Below are 24,029 nucleotides of genomic sequence, written 5' to 3' on the forward strand. Positions count from 1 at the left end.
GCCAGCAAGTAACACTTTTTTCATTGTCGCAGCACCGGACATCAACGGGTGACGGAACTCAAACCATGGTAATGAAAGCCTCTCTGCAGTTAAAGCTGGGTCAAAGTCTGACCATGACACCCCAGCTGCAACAGGCAATCCGGCTTCTTCAGTTGTCTACCCTGGACCTTCAGCAGGAAATCCAGCAGGCGCTTGAATCCAATCCCATGCTGGAAACCCCTGAAGACGAAGAACAAGCGGAAGCCCAGCAGGAAAACGGTCTCGATCACAGCGAAACCAGCACGGAACGTTCCGACCCGGAACCGGCGGATACCAGCTGGGATGAAGTCGAAAATGGTCCCGACTGGGCAAGCGAAACCGAAATCCCCAGTGACATACCGGATGACCTGCCCGTCGACACCGCCTGGGATGATATCTACCAGTCCGCCCCTGCGTCGTCCGCCCGTAACGACGACGAAAACGATCACGATTTTGAAACCCGTAACTCGCCTACTGAAACCCTGCAGGATCACCTTGAATGGCAGCTCAACCTGACGCCCCTCAGCGATCGGGACCGGGCGATTGCCTACGCCCTGATGGATTCTGTAGACGAACGCGGGTATCTCACCTCCAGCATTGAGGATATTCACTCAGGCCTGGTGGATGAAGCCGAAGACGACCCACTCGAACTCGACGAGGTGGAGGCCGTGCTGCATCGTCTCCAGCATTTTGACCCTGCGGGCGTGTTCTGCCGAAATCTCCAGGAGTGCCTGCTCATACAGCTTCAGCAGATGCCTCCAGAGACGCCCTGGTTACCCCAGGCCCGGCTGGTGATTACCCATTACATCAATCTGTTAGGCAACCGGGACTACGCCCAGCTCCTGCGCCGCAGCCGGCTCAAGGAAGATCAGCTAAAATCGGTACTTGCACTGATCACCGGGCTGAATCCCCGCCCTGGCGACGCCATTGACCGGGCTGAACCAGATTACGTCATACCTGACGTGATTGTTCGCAAGGTCAGTGATCGTTGGCGGGTAGAGCTCAATCCTGAAATTGCTCCGCGCATTCGTGTGAATGCCAGCTATGCTTCACTCATAAAGCGCGCAGACAGCAGTTCTGATAACACGTATATGCGCGATCAGCTGCAGGAAGCCAAGTGGTTTATCAAGAGCCTGCAGAGTCGCAATGAAACGCTGTTAAAAGTGGCAACGAGAATTGTAGAGCATCAGCAGGGCTTTCTGGATCAGGGTGAAGAAGCCATGAAGCCGCTGATATTGTCTGATATCGCCCAGGCAGTCGAGATGCACGAGTCGACGATTTCACGGGTAACCACCCAGAAGTTCATGCACACTCCGCGCGGTATTTTTGAGCTCAAGTATTTTTTCTCGAGCCATGTCAGTACCGACGAAGGTGGGGAGTGTTCCTCGACCGCAATCCGTGCCATGATCAAAAAACTGATTGCGGCGGAAACGCCCAAGAAACCGCTAAGCGATAGCAAAATAGCCGCCATGTTGGGTGATACGGGCATCAACGTAGCCCGACGGACCGTCGCGAAATACCGGGAAGCGATGCATATTCCGCCATCCAATGAGCGCAAAAGACTGGTTTAAAGAACTGCAGCCCGCAATGCCTGCGGTGTCTGACACGGAATCATCGCCCGTCGCCACAATGGACCGGGCAACCCGCCGGGCACACTACGTGCTGGCATTCCGATAATAGGAGAAGCCTATGCAACTCAACATTTCAGGTCACCATGTTGATCTGACTCCCGCACTTAAAGAGTATGTATCTGGCAAGTTTGAGAAACTCGAGCGACACTTTGACCACATCAGTAACTGCCAGGTCACGCTTGAGGTCGAGAAAGTACGACAGATGGCGGAAGCCACCTTGCATGTGATCGGAGGCGAGATTCACGCCAAGGCGGAAAACGAAGACATGTACGCAGCAATAGATGCCCTTGTGGACAAGCTGGACCGACAGGTCCTGAAGCACAAAGAAAAAAACGTTGATCGTATGCATGGTGCGGCTGCCCGCTAGGCGACCGGCCCACCACCATACGGCTGATTCCCGCTGCGGCATCCGAAACGTGTCGCAGCTTTTTTACGGAAATACTGTCGATTCATGACGGATACATCACTGACCATCGAAACCATACTGAGCCCGGATCTGACCCTCTGCCGGGTACCCGGAACCAGTAAAAAGCGCATCCTGGAATTTATCGCAGAGCAGGTCGCGCAACACGATCCTGAACTTAACGAGACCCAGATATTCAATAATCTGGTGTCTCGCGAGCGGCTCGGCAGCACCGGCATTGGCCAGGGTATTGCCATTCCTCACTGTCGGCTTGAAGGTTGCTCCCACGTTGTAGGGACTCTTATAACGCTTGAGGAGGGTGTCGCATTCGACGCCATCGACAATCAGCCCGTCGATCTCCTGTTCGCGCTCATCGTGCCTAAAGAAGCTACCAGCGAACACCTGGAGCTGCTCAGCCAACTGGCAGAAAAGTTCAACGACAGAACCTTCTGTGACCAGCTGCGACAATGCACGGACGCAAGCAGCCTTTATCAACGGATGACCGGCAAGACCTGATTGTGCGTCGGGGTAACCCCCGGCCTGTCTCTGTTGTCCAGACACCGGCGTTTTGAGGACGGTTACCATGAAACTGATTATCGTAAGCGGCCGATCGGGCTCGGGGAAAAGTACTGTCCTGCACGTACTTGAGGACCTCGGCTACTACTGCATCGATAACCTGCCGATTGGCCTGCTGTTTCCGCTGACCCGGGAGGCCATCACCAATTCGTCAGCCAGCCGTCTCAGCAAGATTGCGGTCAGCATTGATGCCCGAAACCTGTCGGATGAAATTGCCAATTTCGAAAGCATCTACGAGCAACTGCAACAGTCTGGGCTGATTGTCGAGATTGTCTTTCTGGATGCCACCGACCAGTCTTTGCTGCAACGTTTTCATGCCACTCGCAGAAAACACCCACTGAGTGACGACAGGACGTCGCTCAGAGAAGCCATAGTCAATGAAAAACTTCTGCTCGAATCGCTGGCTCGTCTGGCCGATTTGCATATTGATACCACCGGTCTGTCGATGTACGAACTCCGCGACATGGTCAAGCAGCGCATCGCGGGGCGCCGGGAACAGGAACTGGCACTGCTGTTCCAGTCCTTCGGGTTCAAGCACGGAGTGCCGGTAGATTCCGACTACGTCTTCGATGTGCGGTGTTTGCCAAACCCCTATTGGGACACCAGCCTGCGAGGCTTTACAGGGCTGGACCCCGAAGTCGCCAGCTTCCTCGAAAGCGAACCTGCCACCCGAAGGATGATTGACGACCTCACCCGGCTGCTGGAAACCTGGTTACCGGATTTTGCCCGCAACAACCGCAGCTACATGACCATTTCAGTCGGATGTACCGGCGGTCAGCATCGGTCGGTTTACCTGTGTGAGCAACTTGGCAAGTATTTCTCTGACAACTACAGCAACGTCCAGGTTCGCCATTCTGAACTCCCGCACCTCAAGCCTTCTGAGTCCTGATACCGGTTATGATTCGTCACAAAGTTTTGATTGTTAACAAGCTCGGCTTGCATGCCCGTGCCGCCGCCAAACTGGTCAGTACTGCCTCCCGGTTCGACAGCCGCATTCTGCTCGGAAAGGATGGCCGCGAGGTGGATGCCAAAAGCATTCTATCGGTCATGATGCTGGCCGCGAGCAAGGATACCGAGATAGAACTGATCCTCGATGGTCCTGACGAGGAAGATGCCAATGCGGCCCTGGTAGAGCTGATCGCCGACTATTTCGGTGAGGGCGAGTAGGTTTCATCCAGTCTACGGAATTCACCTACCCCAATGGCTCACGTTTCTGCTATAACTCCGCTATAATAAAACGGTTTTCAAGCATCGGCCTTTTCGATCAACGCTGGCAAGCTCTGTTCCCGAGCTAACCTGGCCAGTTTACACCGTGGGTGATTCATGGCAGAGATTCTGGAAAAAAGCCAGGCCCGCCAGCGGCTGCGTTCTCTTGGCGAAGCCCTCGACAGCGGTGCTTTAAAGCAGGTTGCCCGTATCCTGAACGGGGGCCTCAGCCCCAGTGATATCGCTCATCTGCTGGAATCCTCTCCGCCACGTCAGCGCGCGCTGTTGTGGAATCTGGTCGACAAGAATCTCGAAGGCGAAGTCCTTCAATATCTGAACGATGATATTCGTGGTTACTTCCTGAGCAAGCTGAATGCCCAGGAACTCGCCACCATCATCGAGGATTTCGAGTCGGATGACCTCGCCGACCTGTTGCAGCAACTCCCTGATACCGTAATTCAGGAAGTGCTCGACACCATGGACGAACAGGACCGCCAGCGGGTAGAGGAAGTACTCGCTTACCCGGAAGACACCGCCGGCGGCCTGATGAACACGGACACCATTACGGTGCGCCCGGATATCAGCATTGATGTGGTGTTGCGCTACCTGCGCCGTCACCGAACCCTGCCACCGATGACCGACAGCCTGATTGTGGTCAGCCGGAGAGACGAATACATCGGCGTTCTGCCCATCACAAAGATGCTCGTTTCAAACCCCGGGGCGACGGTTCGCGAAGTCATGGACACCAACATTGAGCCGATTCCGGTTGCTATGTCAGATACCCAGGTCGCGACCCTGTTCGAACGCTATGACCTGATATCATCCCCGGTGGTAGGTGACGGTGGCAAGCTGCTCGGTCGCATCACCATCGATGACGTGGTCGACGTTATCCGGGAGGATGCGGATCACTCCCTGATGAGCATGGCAGGTCTGGACGAGGACGAAGACACCTTTGCGCCGGTGATGAAAACCACTCGTCGACGCGCGGTGTGGCTTGGCATCAATTTGATGACAGCGTTCATTGCATCCGGCGTGATCGGGTTGTTCGAGGCCACCATTGAGAAGGTGGTGGCGCTGGCTGTGCTTATGCCGATTGTAGCCAGTATGGGCGGCATTGCGGGCAGCCAGACCCTCACCCTCGTTATCCGTGGCATGGCCGTCGGCCAGATCAGTGCGACCAACGTCCGCTGGCTGCTGAACCGGGAGTTTATGGCAGGAGCCCTCAATGGGCTGTTATGGGCAGTGGTTGTCTCAATAGCCGCCACCGCATGGTTCCAGGATGTGCTGATTGGCGCTATCATTGCGTCCGCCCTGATTATCAACCTGATTGCGGCGGCTATCGTTGGAACCGTGTTGCCACTTTTCCTCAAATCCCGCAACATCGATCCCGCTTTGGCCGGAGGTGTTATCCTCACCACCGTGACAGATGTTGTTGGCTTTTTGGCTTTTCTGGGACTGGCCACCCTATTTTACGCTTGACGCTGACCCAGTCAGACCAAATACAACAGGCCCCTGAATGATTGATCAAACCAATACTGACGAGCTCGAAGACGAGTCCGGCAAGAGTAAATCCCAGCTCAAGCGGGAGATGCATGCCCTGCAGGATCTGGGCACCCACATCATGGACCTTCGCAGCGACCAGATTGCTGCGCTGCCCATGAGTGACCGCCTGCGGGCCGCTATCCTCGAGTCAAAAAATATCAGGCAGAACGAAGCCCGGCGGCGACACCTGCAATATATGGGGAAAATTATCCGCCACGAGGACGATCTCGACGCTTTGCTCAAAGCGGTTGAAGCCTGTGATGCCGGCAGTAATGAACACACCCGTCGGCTCCATCTTGCCGAGCGCTGGCGCGATCGCATGGTGGCCGAAGGGGACACTGCGGTAGGCGAGTTTATGGCGTACTGTCCGGTGGCAGAAGTCCAGCACCTGCGAAACCTGGTCCGCAACGCCCGCCGGGATGCGGAAAAAGAGCACAATACCGGACATTCCAAAAAGCTGTTCCGCTTCCTGCGAGAGCGTATCGACGAGCACGAAACCCGGCAACCCTGAGGCTGCCGGTTAAAGCGCGGCCAGACGGGACACTAGAGCCGTCTGTGAGTCCAGACCGGCATGCGGGTGCGCACTTCCTCAAGGAGCTCGCTATCGAGTTCGGCTAGCACCACGCCCGGACCTTCCTCTTGCCGCTCTTGTACAATTCTGCCCCACGGATCCACGACCATGGAGTGCCCGTAGGTTCGCCGGCGCGCACTGTGCTGCCCTCCTTGCCCCGGAGCAACCATCCAGAGCTGATTCTCGATGGCCCGGGCCCGCAACAACGCGTGCCAGTGCGCCTCACCGGTATGATAGGTAAAGGCACTGGGCAAGGTTATCCACTCTGCGCCTTTCGCCCTCAGGGCACGAAACAGCTCCGGAAATCTCAGGTCATAGCAGATAGCCAGCCCCAACACACCCACCGGCGTCTCAACCGTCACCACGGAACTACCGGGCTCAAAGGTATCTGACTCCCGGTACTGACCTTGAGCATCTTCCACTACGGCATCAAACAGATGGATCTTGTCATACCGGGCCACCTCGGCGCCGGTATCATCAAAGACCAGACAGGCGGCCCGGACCCGGTCATCGATGATGTGGCCATCAGGCCGGGCAGCCAACGGCATGGAACCCGCCACTATCCAGAGACCCAACCTGGCGGCCTGTTCAGCGATAAAAGCCCGGATCACACCTTCGCTTTCGGATTCCCGGCGGCCCTGGTCAAGCATTTGGCTGGCACTGAGAACGGCAAAGTTCTCCGGCAGCACCGCCACCTTTGCGCCGCCCCGGGAGGCGCTTGCCAGCAGCTTCCCGGTTGCTTTGAGGTTGTCCTGAATATCGGGACCACTGACCATCTGAATTGCAGCAACCTTCCCCGGCTTACGCTCAACCTTACCCGACTTACTCTCCGTCATAGCAACAACTCCACCCAGGAATCATCAGGGCACTGACTGTGCATTGCCCAACATTGGTTATCGGGTATCGGAAATGTCTAATTACCCGTATCAAAGACGCTACGAAGCCGCACATCCGGCTCCTTCCAGCTTCCCCCTACACTATAGGTGGCACTGGTCAGTTTACTCAACGGATCACCCAAAACTTTGTCCAGCACGAACAGGGCCCCGCCGATGGGCGCGGACGCTCCCAGCAACAGCGCGGCCAATGGCAGATTCTGGGTCAACGGAAGCACCACCACCAGTCGCATATCGAGAGACTCAGCTTCCAGATTCGAGGTGCCGGAGAGCTTGAAGGCTCCCGACGGACCGACGATTTGTAGCTCCGGGTCCCAGGTCAACGTACCATGAGCGAGCCTGGCCTGACCTGAAATCGCATCGAAAGCCACACCCGCCTCATACAAATCCGAAAAATCGAGTTTGAGCCGCCGCATCAGGGTATCCGAATTGAGGAGATTGAATATCCGGAATAACTGGGCCGTGTTGTTGCGCTCGAGGATGACGCCATCGTCAAACCGCATACTGATGGTCCCATCCAGCTTCTCAAGAGCGTATTCGTCCGGTCGTCCGGCCCAGGTAACATCCAGTGCCATCTGGCTTTGCTGGTTACGAAATGGCACGTCACCCTCGACCAGCGCCGACAGATCTTCCAGGCTGCCACCCTTCATTTCGCCGTTCAGTCGGGTCGTCGCTTTATCGCCCTGAATCCCCCAACTCATAAAGCCAGTAAACAGCAGTGAATTCAGACGCCCATTGAGATTCGGCACCTCCAGCTTGTCCTGTTCCGGTTCAAGCCGGAATGACCAGGCGCCATAGTCACTATCGCCCACCCCGAAGGAGTCGATGCGAACCGCCACGTCCGGCCAATTCTCCAACCCCAGCGCCCGGAAAGCCTCAACCTGGCTGAGCACAACCGGTGTCTCTTCCGTTGCTTCAGGAGCAGGGGCTACCGGTGTTAGCTGCAGCTTTTCCATACCGACCTGAATCTCACTGTCAGGGCCCGATGGAATCATTACCCGGCCGGTCAGGCGCTCGGACACCGCGTCGAATATCCAGCCATAGGCCTCCGGTCTGGCCCTGAGCGTCACTTGCGGGAAGCTGTTACCGGCAAGGACGAACTCATCAATTGTGAGATCAATGCTGTCCAGCCAGGTATAGAGGTCACCGGAGCCAGGCCCGGCATTATCGCCGTTGCCTGCAAAGCGGGAGAATGCTGCCTGCCAGCGCTCGGTATCGAGCTGCCTGAGCGGACCTGCGATGTTAAGGCCGCTATCGCGGGGCAACTCGGTGGACCGGGCGGCCAGAGCAATACGCCCGCGGTCAAACACACCATCCTGCCACTTCAGACGATAGGCAAGACGTTGGTGCCAGTCGCCGGCAAGCTCTATGCCGTTGTCTGTCCGCCAGTCAACCATAACGGTCAGGGGCACCTCCGTGCCGGCAGACTTCGCCAACGGCTCGGGCCAGTCAATCGCTATATTCTTCAGGCTTGCCTTCAGCTCCAGGGTTGCGGCGGCATCCTTCGCCACCACCAGGGTGACACGATAATCGGTGGCGCCGGTGATGCCGAGGCTGTCGGGCGAGGCCACTCCCGCTTGCTGCAGCAGCGTGGCAGCCGGGATGCTGCCGGTCTGGACAATTTTCAGGCCCTCGCCCGTCTCACTCAGGCGAACCTCTACCGGCTCTCCCAAAAACCTTGCGGTAACCGCTTCCGGGGAGAAGCCCGAGGCCGTGTTATAAGCCAACCGTCCGCTGAGGCCGGTCCAGAGCAAATCCGCCTCCGGGTAACGTACTTCGCCGTTGCCGGTGGTAACCGAAGCATCAACACTGATGGGCTGTTCGGAATCAAGGGGCAACACCAGTGCGAGACTGAGATCATAAGCCCCCCCGAACTGTAAACTTCGGCCAGATGCGCCTGCCATCTCCCCCACGGGTGTCGTGTCCAGCCAGTGATTGATGGCCTTACCCGGCACTTGCGCGGCGGTATTGATAGAAATCAGAACACCGCCATCGCCGTCCTGCTCCGCAACCATCACATTGCTGGGAGCCAGCGTCAGCCCACCGGTTTCACCCTGGTTCAGCAGGACATCGGCACGGCCATTGTGGACCACCACCTCACCACCGGCGTTGGTCACCGCGGGCCAGGCCGGATCGTATTTCACCGTGGCATCCGCGAATCGGAAATTCATTGACGACGTGAAAGAGCCTGCAGGCCCGCCGCTACCGATCAAGCCATGCCCGTAGAACACACCCTCGGTGATGGTTGCTTCAGTAATCGATTCCGTCAGCCAGTTGTATAGCTCTTTACTGACAACCTTTGACGGAACAAAGTCTGCCAGCATACCGGCGTCACCCTGCCGGACCCCGACCTGCAAGCCCAGCGTATCCTCCCCGGTGCGATCGAGGCGGAGGTCAAACCCGCCTGAGAACGCGGCCGCCTCTTGATAATCCATTCGTATATTGTCAGAAAAAACCCGGATGACATCGCCTTCCAACAGCCAGGCCACTCTGGCCGTCAGCGCGTTGAACTGCCAGGGTGCGCGAAACAGATCCGGAAAACCCACGGTGGGTACCTCGCTGTCAACATCCACCCAACCCCCACCCTGAGTCATGTAGAGTCGGCCATCGATACCCGAAACGCCCGGTGCGCCGTTGTGGGCTACGACACTGATCTGAGACAGAGCGGCCTCCAGGCGAAAGGCCTCTCCCGCCGCAGAGGGCACTGTCAGCATCATGGTTCGCAGCGTGCCCTTGGGCTGGTAGCTGGTCAGTGCCCGGCTGGCGACGCCCGGCAGCAACTGCAAGTCGGCGCTGAGCCGCTGTAGCGGGCCCACAGGAATATCCCGACCGATGATTTCCAGTTTGCCGTCGGTCAGGGACACCCTGACATCGAAAGGTGGCGCATTGGTGGTCGTCCATTGCCAGGCCAGATTCCGGACGTGAAGCTCTCCAAACGTTTTGCCCCCAGCTTCTGCATCGTTACCCGAACCTGCGGGGCGCCAGCCAAAATCAGCACGAATATCTTCTATCGGCGCGAGGGTCTCCTGGTCGGCTTCCAGCTGAAGGTAAGGTACCTTGACTTCGCCCTGCACCCGGGCCAGTTGGCCGTCTTCGAAATCGAGCCAGGCTTGCCCTACGACGTCAAAACCCAGCACGGTCAGATGTTGCCAGCCGAACCCCTGGACCAGGCCATCGAATAGCCGGCCGGAATTGACGTCAAGATACAACTGACCGTCAAAACCACCGCGAAAGAAGTGATGGCCCGAAAGGTTGAAGCGGGCCACCTGGATAGTTGTCCCGGACCGCATCGCCCGGCCACTGGCATGGAAAAGCCCACGCTCGTAAATCAGATCCAGTTGGGGGATGTCCAGATATCGGATATCTTCGCCCGGCACGTTAATGCCAAGGTTGATCCGGGTAATGCGAATATAGGGATCAGACAGCCAGATCCCGAGCCGGTCGATCCACACCTGAGCGCCGCCGGTGTAGATTTCGGGTTCGGTTGCTCCGGTGCCAACGGCGGCCAGCTGCCCCACCCCATCAACAGAGACTTCGCCAGCTTCAGTACGGGTAACGGTAAGATCCAGACCGTCGGCTTCGAATTCCCGAAACACCGCCCGGAATCGCAGCAAGGAAGCCAGGCTATCAAGACGGAGCCTCAGTTGGCGCAGCCGCATCACAGGCTCCGGGTTCGTGTTCGATGCCTTCCCATCCGCCTCCACCTGGGAATACAACGCCAGGCCATCGGCCGTCACTACCGGGTCAAGCCACTGCCAGTTGACGCTGAGTCCGGAGATGGTCACGCGCTGCCCAAGCTCTTCCGTGAGCCGTTGCTCAAGGGTGGTGCGGTGCTGATCGATATCTTTGGTGAGCTGGCGCCCGAGACCGGCATAAAGCGCCAGCAAGATCAGCACAACAAGCACCAGCCACCAGACCAGACTCGCAACACGAAAGAGCCCATTGACCAACGGGCTGCGTGAGCGGGACTCAGCGGGGAAACTGGACATGCAAGAAGGTAACCCTAGAGTAAAACCACATCATACTGTTCCTGGCTGTAAAACGCCTCAACCTGGAACCGAATCGTTTTGCCGATAAAAGTTTCGAGATCCGCCACATTATCGGACTCTTCATCCACCAGCCGGTCGACAACACTTTGCGACGCCATCACCAGATAGCTTTCGGCCTCATAGGCCCGGTTTACGCGCAGAATTTCCCGGAAAATTTCGAAACAGACGGTTTCACCGGTTTTGAGGAACCCTCGGCCGTCGCAAATCGGGCAAGGCTCGCAAAGCAGCTGGCCAAGGCTTTCCGTGGTGCGTTTGCGGGTCATTTCCACCAGGCCAAGCTCGGATACCCCGGTTATCTTGGTCTTGGCATGATCCCGCTCCAGCATCTTCTCCAGCATCCGATGGACCTGACGCTGGTGCTCAGCATCCTCCATATCGATAAAATCAATGATGATGATACCACCCAGATTCCGTAACCGGAGCTGGCGACTGATGGCCCGCGCAGCTTCAAGATTGGTCTTGAAGATGGTTTCTTCAAGGTTGCGATGGCCAACGAACGCGCCGGTGTTGATATCGATGGTGGTCATAGCTTCAGTCTGGTCAATAATCACGTAACCACCCGACTTGAGCTGGACCTTTCGGCTGAGGGCTTTCTGGATCTCGTCCTCGACGCTGTATAAATCGAAAATCGGACGCTCACCGGGATAGTACTCGACCTTGTCGGAAAACTCGGAGACAAACTCGGCCACAAACTCCATCACCCGCTGGTGACTCTCCCGTGAATCGATACGCACCTTTTCCGTTTGAGGCCGGATAAGGTCCCGAATGGTGCGGATGAACAACGGTAAATCCTGATAAATGACGCCCGGTGTCGAGACTGTCTTGGTGCGCTCCAGAATGGAATGGCTGAGACGGTGGAGATACCTCATGTCGGCGATCAGATCTTCCGCTGGCGCAGCCTCTGCCGCCGTGCGGATGATGTAACCACCATGAGGCTCGCCCTGGGCGGCGGAATTCTCTTCCAGAATGGCTTTCAGGCGGCCCCGCTCAGCCTCGTCCTCGATGCGCTGGGAAATGCCGATGTGGCTTACCCCTGGCATAAATACCAGATAACGGGAGGGTATCGACAACTGCGTGGTTAAACGGGCGCCTTTGGTTCCGATCGGGTCCTTGGTGACTTGCACAACCAGGGACTGCCCTTCCCGGAGCAAGGTGCGAATATCCGGCACCGACCGGGACGCCTCCGCTGCCGTTTCTTCTGACATGCTGCCACTGAGGACATCGGAGGCATGGATGAAGGCTGCACGCTCAAGCCCTATATCCACAAATGCCGCTTCCATACCCGGCAGCACCCGGACCACCTTGCCCTTGTAAATGTTGCCGACTATGCCCTTGCGACTGGTCCGCTCAATGTAGACCTCCTGCAGCATGCCATTTTCGACCAGTGCTACACGGGTTTCCACAGGTGTTACATTGATCAGGATCTCTTCACTCACAGCGGCTCATCCCCAGACTGATTCCAGTGCATCCAGACAGGCTCGCCCGCCTCCGTCAGTAGTGCGGCGGTCGCATCCAGAGGCAGACCCACCACAGCACTGTAACTTCCCCACAAACCATCAACAAAAATACCACCCTTACCCTGGATACCATAGGCTCCGGCCTTATCCATCGGTTCGCCGGTTTGACAGTAGGCGTCAATTTCGACGTCAGACAGCACCCTGAAACGTACATCCGTAACCACAAGACGAGCGAAACATCCGTGTCCGCCAGCCAGCGCCACCGCGGTCATCACTTTATGGGTCTGGCCGGAAAGGCCCGCAAGCATGGCTGCTGCATCCGCAATAGTCCGGGGCTTACCCAGAATTGCGCCAGCCAGGACAACCGACGTATCAGAGCCAATAACCAGACAGTCCGGGTGCTCCGCCCGGGCGAAGCCTACATTGGCTTTCTCCCGCGCCAGCCGCTCGACATAAGTGACAGCAGGCTCGTCAGGACGGGGGGTCTCATCTACATCAACCGGCAATACAGTAAAGCTGAGGCCCATCTGGCGCAGGAGCTCAGCCCGACGCGGCGATGCAGAGGCAAGAACGAGTGGTCGCACAGGAACATCCTATCCCAGTTTTCGGTTGAGGTTATCCAGCAGCACACACAGCACGGGCCAGATCAGAGCACCGGTCAGTGCAGGCCAGAGATACTCGAAACCGGTGTTGTCGGCACCCAGAGTTTGCTTGATAAAGTGCACCAGCATCTGATTGATCCCCAGCAGCAGGAACACCATAAGGCACTGCTGGGGCATCGGAAACATGCGCAGGCGCTGGTGAACGGTCAGCACCAGAAAGGCGATCAACCCCATGGCCAGAGCATTCACCCCCAACGGGGTTGCTTCCAGCACATCGAGCAGCAATCCCAGGCACCAGGCCAGCAGAATGCCAAATTGGGCCGGCGCCCGAAATGTCCAGTAAAACACCATGAGACCGAGCCATTCAGGCCTTAACTCGAAATAGTCGACCGGAAACAGCGAAACACTTAACACCAGGCTCAGAATAATACTGAATCCGAACACCGGGTAACTGATGACCGATAGCATCAGGGCTCCTCTCCCGCATTCATCTGGCTGGCCGGCACCGCGTCGTCCAGCTCCGGCTCGGCCTGGAACACCACCAGCACCATCCGGCTCCGGCTAAGCTGGGCCCGTGGCGTGGCCTCGATCCGGATAAACTGCTCCCCCGGCACTTTCTCTATGGTGGCGACTTCTGCCACCGGATAGCCCCGGGGGAAACGCCCACCCAGACCGGAGCTGACCAGCATGTCGCCCTCGCGTATGTCTGCGGTGTCTGGCACGTGAACCAACTCCAGGCTGTTGGCATCACCATTGCCCAGCAGAATAGCCCGCAAACCATTGCGGTTAACTTCGACCGGAACCGCATGACTGCTGTCTGATATCAGCAACACCCGTGACGTGAAATTGCTGGTGCTCTGGACCTGCCCCATCAGCCCGTAGGCATCGAGAATCGCCTGGCCAACTTTGACGCCATCCCGGTCACCCTTGTTAATGATCACTTCATGGGAAAACGGGTCCGGTGAAACGCCCACAATCTCGGATACAATGACCCGGTCATCCAGTGTGCCAGAGGCATTCAGCAACTCCCGCAAGCGATTATTCTCAGCTGCCAGGGCCGCATACTTGAGTGCCCGTCGCTCCAGAATCAGCAGCCGGGCGTTGAGGGATTCATTTTCAGCCTGCAGGTCATCCCGGGTGGTGAACAGGCTGGCAACCCAGCCGGAGAACTGATCCGGTGCATTACCCAACCACACCACCGGCGCCAGTGAGGTGCTCAGAGCGCTGCGCAGGGTTTCCAGTTTGTCGAAACGGGTATCCAGCACGATCAGGGTGGCGGAGAGCACGATAACAAGGAAGAGGCGAAAGCCGGGAATGGGGCCTTGCACGAAGATGGATTTAATGAGCAAACCTCCCCGCGCTGATACCCGCACATAAACGACAACCGCCGCTGGGGAAGTCCACCAGCGACGGCTCGGGCCGGATGATCGCTAAGCTGGCAGCCGGTGCCACCACGCTCAACTCTCCGGAGAAAACATACCAATACCACCGCGATCAATGACTTCGAGGGCTTTACCACCGCCCCGGGCCACACACGTCAGTGGATCTTCAGCAATGATAACCGGCAGACCGGTTTCTTCGCTCAACAGCTTATCAAGGCCGCGCAGCAGGGCACCACCGCCGGTCAGGACAATGCCCCGTTCGGCAATATCAGATGCCAGCTCGGGGGGCGACTGCTCCAGGGCACTTTTGACAGTCTGAACGATCTGCGCCAGAGATTCCTGCAAGGCATCCAGTATTTCTTCGCTGTTCAGGGTGAACGCCCTGGGCACACCTTCTGCCAGGTTGCGACCACGAACGTCGATCTCGCGAATCTCGACGCCTTCGTGGGCACAAGCGATTTCGTGCTTGATACGCTCCGCCGTGGATTCGCCAATCAGGCTGCCATAATTGCGGCGGACATAGGTCACGATGGCTTCATCAAATTTGTCGCCGCCAACCCTGACCGATTCCGCGTAGACGATACCGTTCAGGGAAATAATCGCAATTTCCGTAGTGCCACCACCGATATCGACAATCATCGAACCGCTGGCCTCTTCTACTGGCAGGCCGGCGCCAATCGCGGCTGCCATAGGCTCTTCGATCAGCAGGACTTCCCGGGCACCGGCGCCCAGGGCTGACTCACGGATCGCTTTACGCTCGACCTGTGTCGATTTGCTGGGAACACACACCAGAACCCGGGGGCTGGGCGTAATAAAGCTGTTTTCGTGCACCTTGTGAATAAAATGCTGCAACATTTTCTCGGTTACGACAAAATCCGCAATCACACCGTCCTTGAGGGGGCGAATTGCAGTGATGTTGCCAGGAGTGCGGCCCAGCATACGCTTGGCTTCGCCACCTACGGCTGCAACCATCTTTTGGGAATTATGGGTGCGGATGGCCACTACGGAAGGCTCGTTGAGCACAATGCCTCGGCCGCGGACATAGATCAGCGTATTCGCTGTACCCAGATCAATGGACAAATCGCTGGAAAACAGACCTCGAATTCTTTTAATGAACATTCGTGTTTTTTCAACCTGAGAAAAGCAGTCGCTGAAGTGTTGCGGCAACTTTATCAGTGAGCACCCCCACAGGCAAGGCGCGATGAGGCCGGAGTTGCTTTCATATCAGGTAATTGCCCCTCCCGAATCGGGTCGAATCTGTTACCATACCGGGCTTGTTCGCTGATGGTCCGCCGGTGCCAGCCCTTCGGCTTCGGTGGCCGGTTATTCGGCGACCCGTTACAGTTATTTCATTCATATGGGAGACAAGGCGTGGCAATTTCCCGGAACGACATCGAAAAGGTCGCCCTGCTGGCGAGAATCAAGGTCGACGACGACCAGGTAACGGCGCTTGAGAAAGACCTCGGCAACATTCTTGACCTGGTGGACCAGCTCAAGAGCGCGGATACCAGCCAGACCGAGCCCATGGCTCACCCCCTCGACGCCGTTCAGCGCCTGCGCCCCGACGTGGTAACCGAGTCCAACCAGCGGGAAGCCTTCCAGGCGATTGCCCCGGCGACCGAGAACGGACTTTATCTGGTGCCACGCGTTATCGAATGACCTCTGGCCCACTTGAAAGCTGACCAGACTCTTATTCAGGAACTTCCCCATGCATGACAAGACCGTCGCCGAACTTTCAAGCGCACTGGCATCCGGCCAGGTTTCCAGTGTTGAACTGACCCAGCATTTCCTGGACCGAATCCGGCAGGACGACAGCCGCTACAATGCCTTTATTACCGTGACGGAAGAGGCGGCACTGAAGGATGCCCGCGCCGCGGACGAGCGCCGTCAGCAGGGCGACGTCACACCCTGGACAGGCATTCCGTTTGCCCACAAGGACCTGTTCTGCACCAACGGCGTCCGCACCACCTGCGGCTCGAAGATGCTCGAGAACTTTGTGCCACCCTACGATGCTACGGTGACCAGCAAACTTCGTGAGGCCGGTGCTGTGTGCCTCGGCAAAACCAACATGGACGAGTTCGCCATGGGCTCCTCTACCGAGTCCAGCTACTTCGGCGCAACGACCAACCCCTGGGGCGAACGCCGCGTACCGGGCGGCTCGTCTGGCGGCTCCGCGGCAGCCGTGGCCGCCCGGCTGGTACCGGCGGCTACCGCCACTGATACCGGCGGCTCGATTCGCCAACCGGCCGCCCTTTGCGGCATTACCGGGCTGAAGCCAACTTACGGCCGGATTTCCCGCTACGGCATGGTAGCGTTCGCCTCCAGCCTCGACCAGGCCGGCACCATGACCCGCACAGCGCAGGACAGCGCAATGATGCTCAACGTTATGGCAGGGCATGACCCAAAGGACTCCACCTCTATAGACCGGGCTGTTCCCGACTATACCGCCGAGCTGGATCAGCCCCTTAAAGGCCTGCGAATCGGCCTGCCCAGGGAGTACTTCACGGCTCAGCTCAGCGCGGCTATGGAACAGACGGTGCGCAACGCCATCGCAGAGTATGAAAAGCTTGGGGCCACCGTGCAGGAGATCTCCCTGCCTCACGCCAACCTGGCAATTGCGGCCTATTATGTGATCGCCCCGGCGGAATGCTCCGCCAACCTGTCGCGGTTTGACGGAGCCCGCTACGGCTACCGCTGTGACAACCCGAAAGACCTGCTGGACATGTACACCCGCACCCGGGCAGAGGGTTTTGGCAGCGAGGTCAAGCGCCGTATTCTGGTGGGCACCTACGCGCTCTCTGCCGGGTATTATGATGCCTACTACCTGAAAGCCCAGAAAGTGCGCCGGTTGATCCAGCAGGACTTTATCGAAGCGTTCGGACAGGTCGATATCATCATGAGCCCTACTTCGCCGTCGCCCGCGTTTGTCCAGGGTGAGAAAACCAATGACCCGGTCACCATGTATCTGGAGGACATCTTCACGATCTCCACCAACCTGGCAGGCCTACCTGCGATGTCGGTACCAGCGGGGATGATGGACGGGTTGCCGGTGGGCTTGCAGATGATCGGCGATTATTTCTCGGAAGCCCGGTTGCTGAATGCGGCACACCAGTTCCAGCAGGTAACAGACTGGCACCAGATGACGCCGGCCCGCTAACCGCCACCGCATACCGTTTTATCTGGAGCCGGCGACGCCGTCTTCACCAGGAGGATACAGAGCATGCAATGGGACGTTGTGATCGGGTTGGAAATTCATGTTCAGCTCGCCACCAAAACCAAGATCTTCTCCGGCAGCAGCACCGCGTATGGTGCCGAGCCGAACACCCAGGCCAGCGCTGTTGACCTGGCGATGCCGGGCACCTTGCCGGTGCCCAATGAACAGGCGTTCCGCTATGCCGTAATGTTCGGCCTGGCCGTGAACGCTGAAATCGCCCGCCGGTCGGTGTTCGAGCGCAAGAACTACTTTTACCCGGACCTGCCCAAAGGCTATCAAACCACGCAACTGGAACGCCCGATTGTCGGGCCCGGGCATGTGGATATTGAATTGGCCGACGGCAGCCAGAAACGGGTTCGCATCCACCATGCCCATCTCGAGGAAGATGCGGGCAAGTCACTGCATGAAGACTTTCATGGCATGACCGGCATTGATCTTAACCGGGCAGGCACCCCGCTGATTGAAGTCGTGACTGAACCGGATATGCGCAGCTCCGAGGAAGCGGTTGCCTTTGCCCGCAAACTTCACGGCCTGGTGACGTCCCTGGGTATTTGCGACGGCAACATGTCCGAAGGTTCCCTGCGCTTTGACGTCAACGTGTCCGTGCGCCCGAAAGGCCAGGAAGCACTCGGCACCCGCACCGAGACCAAAAACCTCAACTCTTTCCGCTTCATGGAGCAAGCTATTCACCAGGAGGTGGAGCGACAGATCGATATTCTGGAAGATGGCGGTACCATTTTGCAGGAGACCCGGCTCTATAACGGTGACACCAATGTCTCCCGCTCCATGCGCAGCAAGGAGGAAGCCAATGATTACCGCTACTTCCCCTGCCCCGACCTGTTGCCGGTAGACATCGACGAGGCTTTCATCGAAGACGCCCGCAGCCGCCTGCCGGAATTACCCGATGCCCGCAAACAGCGCTTCATGGAACAGTATGGCCTGAACGACTACGATGCCGCCCTGCTCAGCAATGAAGCCAAACTGTCTGCCTTCTTTGAGGATACCGTCCGACATGGCAAGGATGCCAAACTGGCCGCCAACTGGATTCAGGGCGAGTTCTCGGCACGACTGAATGCCGAGGACAAGCAGGTCGCGGAATCGCCCATCAGTACCGAACAACTGGGCGGCCTGGTGATTCGCATTGCTGACCAAACCATTTCATCGGCGGGCGCCAAGAAAGTCTTCGAGGCCCTGTGGTCCGGTGAGGCGGGCAGCGCAGACGAGGTTATTGAAGCCAAGGGCCTGAAGCAGGTATCGGACACCGGTGAGCTGGAAAAACTGGTGGATCAGGTTCTGGCGGAGATGCCGGAGCAGATTGCCCAGTATCAGGAAGCCGATGAGAAGAAACGCAAGAAGCTGATGGGCGGGTTTATGGGCCCTCTGATGAAGGCCTCCAAGGGCCAGGGCAATCCGAAGCTGTTTAATGAGATTCTTCAGAGGAAACTTGGAGGTTAATGTTGCTGGCAGCATTTGCTCAGGCGGGGTCCTCCTCCCAAAAAACGCCCGTGAATATGTCCATGTAGGGCTCGGGGTAGGACCTTCCTTCCAGAACCGTGCGGGGCCATGGATGGCGGAGCCCGAGCCTACAGGGACGTACTCGTGGCGTGTTCTGGAAGGAAGGTCCTACCCCGGGCCGTTAACACTAGTTTCAATAGCCCAGATCAGGCAAGCCGAGCCCAAAGATCATGCTCATCCGCGTTTTCAACGATAACCCGAACGATCTGGCCGGGAACCAAACCGGTTTCGTCATTGAGATACACCATGCCATCTATTTCCGGTGCATCGGCCTGTGAACGACCAATCGCGCCCTCTTCATCGACTTCGTCAATCAACACCTCAATAGTCTGACCGATCTTGGCCTGCAGGCGGGCAGCACTGATCTCCGCCTGCTTTGTCATAAATCGTTCCAGGCGCTCTTCCTTTACTTCTTCCGGCACCGCGCCCTCGATCTCGTTGGCTTTTGCGCCTTCTACCGGGCTGTACTTGAACGCGCCGACGCGATCCAGCTGGGCTTCGTCGAGCCAGTCCAGCAGGTATTGGAATTCTTCCTCGGTTTCGCCCGGGAAACCGACAATGAACGTTGAGCGAATGGTTAACTCGGGGCAGATCTCACGCCATTTGCGAATGCGGTCCAGGGTCTTGCTGTCATGGGCCGGGCGTTTCATCGCCTTCAGAATGCGCGGGCTGGCGTGCTGGAACGGGATGTCGAGGTAGGGCAGGATCTTGCCCTCAGCCATCAGGGGAATCACGTCGTCCACATGGGGATAAGGATAAACATAGTGCAGTCGAACCCAGACTCCCAGAGTGCCGAGCGCTTCACACAACGCCAGCATCCGGGTTTTCAAGGGGCGACCCTGCCAGAACCCGGTACGGTATTTCACATCCACGCCATAGGCACTGGTGTCCTGGGAGATGACCAGCAATTCCTTCACGCCGGCATCCACCAGGCGCTGGGCCTCATCCATCACATCGCCAACCGGCCGGCTGACCAGGTCTCCACGCATGGAGGGGATGATGCAGAAAGTACAACGGTGGTTGCAGCCTTCCGAAATCTTCAGGTAGGCGTAATGCCTCGGAGTCAGCTTGATACCCTGGGGCGGAACCAGATCGAGAAAGGGGTCATGAACCTTTTTGGGCGGCAAAAACTGGTGAACCGAGCCTACGACTTCTTCATAGGCATGGGGACCGGATACCGCAAGCACTCCGGGGTGAGTTTCCCGGATACGATCCGCTTCGACACCCATGCAGCCGGTTACGATCACCTTCCCGTTTTCATTGAGAGCTTCCCCGATAGCGTCAAGGGACTCCTGCTTGGCGGCGTCGATAAAGCCACAGGTATTGACGACGACGACATCCGCATCGTTATAAGTGGGCACCACTTCATAGCCATCAAGTCGCAACTGGGTGAGAATACGCTCGGAATCCACCAGAGCCTTGGGGCAACCAAGACTGATGAAACCGACCTTGTTGCCGTTTGAACGATTGCCGGTTGAAAGCGGGGCTGACGTGTCTGACATAAAGCGAGTTGACCTATTTGCGATGTAGCATCCCAATGGGTAATATTTTTAACACCCTTGGTTCCGGGCGGCAGTTTACCCTACTGACCCCCTCGGCAAAAAGCACAATGCAACGGATACAAGAGCTGAGCAAAACCTGACACGACCACCATGGCGACAGTTTTCTTGCCGATCATTTAACAAACAGTTAAAATTTCAGGCGGTTAGATGTAAGTTGCCAAAACAACAATCAGATAGAGCAATTACTACGAGGTCATATAAGGCACCATGAACCCAGCCGTCAGCAAACAGAACTTGAGAAGTCAGCAACGGGTAGAAACACAATTGGACGTCACGGTGCGCCTGCCTTCCGGTGAATCCGTTCAATGCCGCACCACCAACCTCTCCCGGGCAGGCATGATGCTCTGTTGCGATAACAGGACTCTGGAGCAATTGGTGCCCGGGCAGAAACCCCTCGTGCCGGGGCAGTGGATCGATGTGCTGGCAAAATTCTCGGTGCCCGTCGTTGCCGCGCAGAATGTCGTTATATCCGCCGACTGCCATCTGATTCATTTTCGGCGGGTATCCCGGGACGAATTCCAGGTCGGATTTCAGTTTTTCGGCTTCGAAGGCAATGGCTACAATTATGTCGACCAATACGTAAGCCGCCAGCTCTCAACTTTCCCCTAGCTCGCCAATCCCGGAAACATCGCGCCGCGATGTTTCTGCATATTGTTATAGCCCCAAACTCTATCTTTTACACTTCTTATGCCATTGGCGTCTCTGGTATAGTATCCCTCCAATTTCTGATGGCAGTGAGCCTGTAAACGCGGACCACTTCCTGCCACCTCCATACGCGCCCACGGCAAGCGGTAACAGGATACGATGACCACTTACAACCTGACGCATCTGAAACAGCTGGAAGCGGAAAGCATCCATATCATTCGGGAAGTTGCTGCGGAGTTCGATAACCCCGTGATGCTTTATTCCGTCGGGAAAGACTCCTCGGTAATGCTCCACCTGGCCCGGAAAGCGTTTTTCCCCGGTAAGCTCCCGTTCCCCCTGATGCACATTGATACCACCTGGAAGTTCCAGGAGATGATCCGCTTCCGTGATGCGCAAGCCAAAAAGTTCGATCTGGATCTTATTGTCCACATCAATCAGGAAGGTGTGGATAAGGGCGTCGGGCCTTTTACTCACGGCAGCGCCAAACACACTGACATTATGAAGACCCAGGGCCTGAAGCAGGCGCTGAACAAGTACAAATTCGATGCCGCCTTCGGAGGCGCCAGACGGGATGAAGAAAAGTCCCGGGCCAAGGAACGCGTCTATTCATTCCGGGATGAATACCATCGCTGGGATCCGAAAAACCAGCGGCCCGAACTCTGGAATACCTACAACGGCAAGATCAACAAGGGCGAGAGCATACGTGTGTTCCCGCTGTCGAACTGGACCGAGCTCGACATCTGGCAATATATCTATCTCGAGAATATCGAGATCGTACCCCTGTATTACGCCGCAGAGCGCCCGGTGGTTGACCGCGATGGCACCCTGATCATGGTGGATGACGACCGCATGCCGCTGAAGGAAGGCGAGACGCCGATGAAGAAATTCGTCCGCTTCCGCACGCTCGGCTGCTACCCGCTCACGGGCGCCATCGAATCCCGGGCTGACAAGCTGACCGACATCATTCAGGAAATGCTGCTGGCCAAAAGCTCCGAGCGCCAGGGCCGGGTCATCGACCACGATTCCGCCGGCTCCATGGAGCAGAAAAAACGCGAAGGCTATTTCTAGGCCGCGGCCACCGTATTTACAGGATTTTTACCATGTCTCACCAGTCAGATCTGATTGCCGAAGATATCGGCGCCTACCTCAAGCAGCACGAAGACAAACAGCTTTTGCGTTTGCTGACCTGCGGCAGTGTCGACGACGGCAAAAGCACGCTGATCGGTCGACTGCTCCACGACACCAAAATGATCTATGAAGATCACATGACCAGTCTCAAGGCAGACAGCGCCAAGCTGGGCACCACCGGCGAAAAGCTGGATCTGGCCTTGCTCGTTGACGGCCTGCAGGCCGAGCGCGAGCAAGGTATTACCATTGACGTTGCCTACCGCTACTTCTCGACTGACAAGCGCAAGTTCATCATTGCGGATACCCCGGGCCATGAGCAGTACACCCGCAACATGGCGACCGGGGCGTCCACCGCACAGTTGGCCATTATGATGATCGACGCCCGGCACGGAGTTCTGACCCAGACCCGGCGTCACTCGTTCATTGCCTCCCTGCTCGGTATCCGGCATATCGTGGTGGCCATCAACAAGATGGACCTGGTGGATTTCAGCGAACAGCGCTTCGAGGAAATCAAAAAGGATTATCTGGCGTTTGCGACCAAACTGGGGCTGAAAGACGTGCGCTTCGTGCCGATTTCCGCGCTGGAAGGGGACAACGTGGTCACCCGCAGTGAAAATACCCCCTGGTTTACCGGCCAGCCGATGATGGAAATCATGGAAACCGTGGAAGTCTCCCGGGACAAGAATCTGGAGCATTTCCGCCTGCCGGTGCAATACGTTAACCGCCCGAACCTGAACTTCCGCGGGTTCTGCGGCACCATCGCATCCGGAGTTATCCATCCGGGTGACACGGTGATGGCGTTGCCCTCCCGCAAAACCAGCACCGTTAAAGAGATTGTTACCTTCGATGGCAACCTGGAGGAAGCCTACATCGATCAGGCGGTCACCCTGACCCTGAACGATGAAATCGATGTCAGCCGGGGCGACATGCTGGTCAAGCCGGAAGACGAGCCCCTGGTCAGCAACCGGTTCAACGCCAACGTGGTGTGGATGATTGACCAAGCCCTTGAAACCGGCCGTTTGTACGACATTAAGCTGGGGCCCACCTTTACCTCGGGCTCTATCCGCAAGGTCGCTTATCGCACCGACGTCAATACCCTTGAACGCCAGGATGATGTGACCTCTCTGGCCCTCAACGAAATCGGGCTGTGTGAGCTCACACTCAGCCAGCCGGTAGCCTTTGACCCCTACCCCCGTAACCGGGCAACCGGAGGTTTTATTATCGTCGACCGCCTGACAAACGTTACGGTCGGCGCGGGCATGATCACCGGCCTGTCTGCGGAAAGCGGCGAGCAACTGGCGCCGGTCAGCACTGAAGAGCGCGCCAGACGCCTGGCCCAGCAGCCACTGATCATTGCCTGTGGCGGCAAGCAGTCGGTAGAACTGGCCCTGGCCGTCGAGCGCGCCTTGTTTGACCTGGGTAAAACCTCCGTTTTACTGACCGAGGAGAATGGGGGCACCACCGATGAACGTTGCCGCACCGCCCAGTTGCTGACCGCTCACGGCCTGATCGCAATTGCGGTAAACATCGGTACTGACGTTGCCAGCGCTTCGGCCCGGGCAGACGAGGCCTCCGGGATCGCCGCCGCCGTCAGCGAACTGATCCAGACGCTCACCCAAGATAAGCGCATTTAAA

General features: G+C 57.4%; 21 protein-coding genes. 13 read left to right on the forward strand and 8 right to left on the reverse strand.

What is annotated here, in order from left to right; genetic code table 11:
• Positions 1–71: 71 nt before the first annotated feature.
• The 7 genes from F6Y09_RS14560 (at position 72) to yjgA (ending at position 5,887) form a co-directional block, all read left to right on the forward strand.
• Complete coding sequence (locus F6Y09_RS14560) at positions 72–1,589, forward strand: RNA polymerase factor sigma-54 (protein WP_152207890.1); 1,518 nt, start codon at positions 72–74, stop codon at positions 1,587–1,589.
• Positions 1,590–1,707: 118 nt separating this feature from the next.
• Positions 1,708–2,016 (forward strand): ribosome hibernation promoting factor, encoded by a 309-nt coding sequence (gene hpf, locus F6Y09_RS14565; RefSeq protein ID WP_152207659.1) that lies wholly within the window; start codon positions 1,708–1,710, stop codon positions 2,014–2,016.
• 84 nt (positions 2,017–2,100) lie between these two features.
• Positions 2,101–2,568 (forward strand): PTS IIA-like nitrogen regulatory protein PtsN, encoded by a 468-nt coding sequence (gene ptsN / locus F6Y09_RS14570; protein WP_152207660.1) that lies wholly within the window; start codon positions 2,101–2,103, stop codon positions 2,566–2,568.
• 67 nt (positions 2,569–2,635) lie between these two features.
• Positions 2,636–3,517 carry an RNase adapter RapZ gene (rapZ, locus tag F6Y09_RS14575; protein ID WP_152207661.1) on the forward strand — a complete coding sequence of 294 codons (882 nt, stop codon included), beginning with the start codon at positions 2,636–2,638 and terminating at the stop codon, positions 3,515–3,517.
• An 8-nt stretch (positions 3,518–3,525) separates the two neighbouring features.
• Positions 3,526–3,795 carry an HPr family phosphocarrier protein gene (locus F6Y09_RS14580; protein ID WP_152207662.1) on the forward strand — a complete coding sequence of 90 codons (270 nt, stop codon included), beginning with the start codon at positions 3,526–3,528 and terminating at the stop codon, positions 3,793–3,795.
• Between the two features lie 156 nt (positions 3,796–3,951).
• Complete coding sequence (gene mgtE / locus F6Y09_RS14585; RefSeq protein ID WP_152207663.1) at positions 3,952–5,313, forward strand: magnesium transporter; 1,362 nt, start codon at positions 3,952–3,954, stop codon at positions 5,311–5,313.
• A gap of 37 nt (positions 5,314–5,350) precedes the next feature.
• A complete protein-coding gene (gene yjgA / locus F6Y09_RS14590; RefSeq protein WP_152207664.1) occupies positions 5,351–5,887 on the forward strand; it encodes a ribosome biogenesis factor YjgA in 537 nt (178 codons plus the stop codon).
• 32 nt (positions 5,888–5,919) lie between these two features.
• On the opposite strand, the gene F6Y09_RS14595 is transcribed toward yjgA, so the two are convergent.
• The 7 genes from F6Y09_RS14595 to F6Y09_RS14625 all read right to left on the reverse strand — a co-directional run bounded on the left by F6Y09_RS14595 (position 5,920) and on the right by F6Y09_RS14625 (position 15,449).
• Positions 5,920–6,783 (reverse strand): carbon-nitrogen hydrolase family protein, encoded by an 864-nt coding sequence (locus F6Y09_RS14595; protein WP_152207665.1) that lies wholly within the window; start codon positions 6,781–6,783, stop codon positions 5,920–5,922.
• 77 nt (positions 6,784–6,860) lie between these two features.
• Positions 6,861–10,829, reverse strand: coding sequence for a YhdP family protein (locus F6Y09_RS14600; RefSeq protein WP_152207666.1), 3,969 nt, complete (start codon positions 10,827–10,829; stop codon positions 6,861–6,863).
• 14 nt (positions 10,830–10,843) lie between these two features.
• Positions 10,844–12,325, reverse strand: coding sequence for a ribonuclease G (gene rng / locus F6Y09_RS14605; protein ID WP_152207667.1), 1,482 nt, complete (start codon positions 12,323–12,325; stop codon positions 10,844–10,846).
• Positions 12,322–12,930, reverse strand: a complete 609-nt coding sequence (locus F6Y09_RS14610) for a Maf family protein (protein ID WP_152207668.1) — start codon at positions 12,928–12,930, stop codon at positions 12,322–12,324. The genes rng and F6Y09_RS14610 overlap by 4 nt, the downstream gene beginning before the upstream one ends.
• Before the next feature lie 9 nt (positions 12,931–12,939).
• Positions 12,940–13,416 carry a rod shape-determining protein MreD gene (gene mreD / locus F6Y09_RS14615; RefSeq protein ID WP_152207669.1) on the reverse strand — a complete coding sequence of 159 codons (477 nt, stop codon included), beginning with the start codon at positions 13,414–13,416 and terminating at the stop codon, positions 12,940–12,942.
• Positions 13,416–14,276, reverse strand: coding sequence for a rod shape-determining protein MreC (gene mreC, locus F6Y09_RS14620; protein ID WP_152207891.1), 861 nt, complete (start codon positions 14,274–14,276; stop codon positions 13,416–13,418). Before mreC ends, mreD begins: the two co-directional genes overlap by 1 nt.
• Positions 14,277–14,405: 129 nt before the next feature.
• Positions 14,406–15,449: a rod shape-determining protein gene (locus tag F6Y09_RS14625; protein ID WP_152207670.1), complete on the reverse strand. Its 1,044-nt coding sequence runs from the start codon at positions 15,447–15,449 to the stop codon at positions 14,406–14,408.
• A gap of 252 nt (positions 15,450–15,701) precedes the next feature.
• Between F6Y09_RS14625 and gatC the strand changes: the two genes are divergently transcribed.
• The 3 genes from gatC (at position 15,702) to gatB (ending at position 18,999) form a co-directional block, all read left to right on the forward strand.
• The gene (gene gatC, locus F6Y09_RS14630) at positions 15,702–15,989 is read left to right on the forward strand and encodes an Asp-tRNA(Asn)/Glu-tRNA(Gln) amidotransferase subunit GatC (protein ID WP_152207671.1); all 288 of its coding nucleotides are present in this window, start codon (positions 15,702–15,704) and stop codon (positions 15,987–15,989) included.
• A gap of 49 nt (positions 15,990–16,038) precedes the next feature.
• Complete coding sequence (gatA, locus tag F6Y09_RS14635; protein WP_152207672.1) at positions 16,039–17,487, forward strand: Asp-tRNA(Asn)/Glu-tRNA(Gln) amidotransferase subunit GatA; 1,449 nt, start codon at positions 16,039–16,041, stop codon at positions 17,485–17,487.
• A 63-nt stretch (positions 17,488–17,550) separates the two neighbouring features.
• Positions 17,551–18,999, forward strand: a complete 1,449-nt coding sequence (gene gatB / locus F6Y09_RS14640) for an Asp-tRNA(Asn)/Glu-tRNA(Gln) amidotransferase subunit GatB (RefSeq protein WP_152207673.1) — start codon at positions 17,551–17,553, stop codon at positions 18,997–18,999.
• Positions 19,000–19,205: 206 nt separating this feature from the next.
• Here the strand turns inward: gatB and rimO are convergent, their stop codons facing one another.
• The gene (rimO, locus tag F6Y09_RS14645; RefSeq protein ID WP_152207674.1) at positions 19,206–20,561 is read right to left on the reverse strand and encodes a 30S ribosomal protein S12 methylthiotransferase RimO; all 1,356 of its coding nucleotides are present in this window, start codon (positions 20,559–20,561) and stop codon (positions 19,206–19,208) included.
• A 267-nt stretch (positions 20,562–20,828) separates the two neighbouring features.
• On the opposite strand from rimO, the gene F6Y09_RS14650 reads away from it, so the two are divergent.
• The 3 genes from F6Y09_RS14650 to cysN all read left to right on the forward strand — a co-directional run bounded on the left by F6Y09_RS14650 (position 20,829) and on the right by cysN (position 24,028).
• Complete coding sequence (locus F6Y09_RS14650; RefSeq protein WP_152207675.1) at positions 20,829–21,230, forward strand: PilZ domain-containing protein; 402 nt, start codon at positions 20,829–20,831, stop codon at positions 21,228–21,230.
• Between the two features lie 195 nt (positions 21,231–21,425).
• Positions 21,426–22,334 (forward strand): sulfate adenylyltransferase subunit CysD, encoded by a 909-nt coding sequence (gene cysD / locus F6Y09_RS14655; protein WP_152207676.1) that lies wholly within the window; start codon positions 21,426–21,428, stop codon positions 22,332–22,334.
• A gap of 32 nt (positions 22,335–22,366) precedes the next feature.
• On the forward strand, positions 22,367–24,028 hold the full coding sequence (cysN, locus tag F6Y09_RS14660) for a sulfate adenylyltransferase subunit CysN (RefSeq protein WP_152207677.1): 1,662 nt from the start codon (positions 22,367–22,369) through the stop codon (positions 24,026–24,028).
• Position 24,029 lies beyond the last annotated feature (1 nt).

It is taken from the genome of Marinobacter changyiensis (assembly GCF_009193265.1).
GTDB classification, from domain to species: Bacteria; Pseudomonadota; Gammaproteobacteria; order Pseudomonadales; family Oleiphilaceae; genus Marinobacter; species Marinobacter changyiensis.

What these genes read in the sequence shown, in the direction of transcription:
- gatA (WP_152207672.1), top strand. Translation starts at nt 16,039, where the DNA reads ATGCATGACAAGACCGTCGCCGAACTTTCAAGCGCACTGGCATCCGGC.
- F6Y09_RS14600 (WP_152207666.1), bottom strand. Translation starts at nt 10,829, where the DNA reads ATGTCCAGTTTCCCCGCTGAGTCCCGCTCACGCAGCCCGTTGGTCAAT.
- F6Y09_RS14650 (WP_152207675.1), top strand. Translation starts at nt 20,829, where the DNA reads ATGAACCCAGCCGTCAGCAAACAGAACTTGAGAAGTCAGCAACGGGTA.
- rapZ (WP_152207661.1), top strand. Translation starts at nt 2,636, where the DNA reads ATGAAACTGATTATCGTAAGCGGCCGATCGGGCTCGGGGAAAAGTACT.
- F6Y09_RS14595 (WP_152207665.1), bottom strand. Translation starts at nt 6,783, where the DNA reads ATGACGGAGAGTAAGTCGGGTAAGGTTGAGCGTAAGCCGGGGAAGGTT.
- mreD (WP_152207669.1), bottom strand. Translation starts at nt 13,416, where the DNA reads ATGCTATCGGTCATCAGTTACCCGGTGTTCGGATTCAGTATTATTCTG.
- mgtE (WP_152207663.1), top strand. Translation starts at nt 3,952, where the DNA reads ATGGCAGAGATTCTGGAAAAAAGCCAGGCCCGCCAGCGGCTGCGTTCT.
- rimO (WP_152207674.1), bottom strand. Translation starts at nt 20,561, where the DNA reads ATGTCAGACACGTCAGCCCCGCTTTCAACCGGCAATCGTTCAAACGGC.
- F6Y09_RS14625 (WP_152207670.1), bottom strand. Translation starts at nt 15,449, where the DNA reads ATGTTCATTAAAAGAATTCGAGGTCTGTTTTCCAGCGATTTGTCCATT.
- hpf (WP_152207659.1), top strand. Translation starts at nt 1,708, where the DNA reads ATGCAACTCAACATTTCAGGTCACCATGTTGATCTGACTCCCGCACTT.
- yjgA (WP_152207664.1), top strand. Translation starts at nt 5,351, where the DNA reads ATGATTGATCAAACCAATACTGACGAGCTCGAAGACGAGTCCGGCAAG.
- cysN (WP_152207677.1), top strand. Translation starts at nt 22,367, where the DNA reads ATGTCTCACCAGTCAGATCTGATTGCCGAAGATATCGGCGCCTACCTC.
- F6Y09_RS14560 (WP_152207890.1), top strand. Translation starts at nt 72, where the DNA reads ATGAAAGCCTCTCTGCAGTTAAAGCTGGGTCAAAGTCTGACCATGACA.
- F6Y09_RS14580 (WP_152207662.1), top strand. Translation starts at nt 3,526, where the DNA reads ATGATTCGTCACAAAGTTTTGATTGTTAACAAGCTCGGCTTGCATGCC.
- gatB (WP_152207673.1), top strand. Translation starts at nt 17,551, where the DNA reads ATGCAATGGGACGTTGTGATCGGGTTGGAAATTCATGTTCAGCTCGCC.
- cysD (WP_152207676.1), top strand. Translation starts at nt 21,426, where the DNA reads ATGACCACTTACAACCTGACGCATCTGAAACAGCTGGAAGCGGAAAGC.
- ptsN (WP_152207660.1), top strand. Translation starts at nt 2,101, where the DNA reads ATGACGGATACATCACTGACCATCGAAACCATACTGAGCCCGGATCTG.